General features: G+C 69.7%; 2 protein-coding genes. One reads left to right on the top strand and one right to left on the bottom strand.

Going from position 1 to position 1,094, the window contains the following annotated elements; genetic code table 11:
* Positions 1–442 (top strand): ABC transporter permease (locus tag IE312_RS39965; protein WP_229899714.1); only part of this gene is annotated, 442 nt, incomplete at its 5' end.
* A 172-nt stretch (positions 443–614) separates the two neighbouring features.
* Here IE312_RS39965 and IE312_RS39970 read toward each other — a convergent pair.
* Positions 615–1,094 (bottom strand): class I SAM-dependent methyltransferase (locus IE312_RS39970; protein ID WP_229899716.1); only part of this gene is annotated, 480 nt, incomplete at its 5' end.

Consider the following 1,094-nt stretch of genomic DNA (forward strand, 5'->3'; position numbering starts at 1 on the left):
CGACATCGTCCGTTACGTGCTGGCGCTGGTCACCACGATGGGTGTCGGCCTGGCGCTGGGCTTCCGTCCCGACGGCGGAGTCGGCGGCGTACTGGCCGCGATGCTCCTGCTGCTGGTGTTCGCGGTGAGCGTCAGCTGGATCTTCGCCGCCCTGGGCGTGGTCGCCAAGGCACCCGAGACGGTGTCCGGCTCCAGCATGCTGGTGATGTTCCCGCTGGTCTTCACCAGCAACATCTTCGTGGAGCCCGACACGATGCCCGGCTGGATGGAGGCGATCGTCAAGGTCAACCCGGTCAGCAACGCGGCCACCGCCGTCCGCGGCCTGGTCCACGGCGACGCGAGCGGCTCCGACATCGGCTGGGTCCTGCTGGCCTGCGGGATCATCACGGTGATCTTCGCCCCGCTGACCATGTACCTCTACCGCGCCAAGAGCCGTACCTGACGGCACCCCGAACGAGTCACGGCAGCCGGGGTGTTGTCTCCCCCGTCGCGCCCCGAGCTGCCGTGGCTCTCCCTCCCCCGAGGGAAGCGGCGCCTCCGAGACCTCACCTCCCGGAGGCGCCGCTACGACGTCCGCGTACGCGTGACCGCAGTGACCGCGCCGCGGGCCCGGCTCAGAACCCCCGGAAGTCCTGGAAGGGCGGCTCGAACGACATCTCGGGCAAGCGATAGGCCTTGCACCGGACCTCTTGCTCCCCCTGCCCATGGGGGCCGGAGCCGATCGGCGCGCCGCGGAAGGCATCGCTGATCGCCGTCCACCCCAGATGCCGCTCGAAGTACCGCACGGCCGTGTGCACGGACGGCCACCAGACGTCGTCGACAGCGATGAGGCCGCCGGGGCGCACGATCTTGCGCAGGAAGTAGAGGTCGACGAACACCTCGTGGAAGCGGTGACTGCCGTCCACGAACGCCGCGTCGGCGACGAACCCCTCGCTCAGCAGCCGCGGCAGCGCGATCGAGGAAGGAACGGACATGAGCGTGGCGACCGGGTCCAGCCCCGCGGAACGCAGCACGTCCCAGCCGGCGTTGGCGTATGCGGATTCCTGGAAGGGGTCGATGATGACGTGCCGGGGCCTCGGCCCGTTGACGGTCAC

It is taken from the genome of Streptomyces capoamus (genome assembly GCF_014654935.1).
GTDB classification, from domain to species: domain Bacteria; phylum Actinomycetota; class Actinomycetes; order Streptomycetales; family Streptomycetaceae; genus Streptomyces; species Streptomyces capoamus.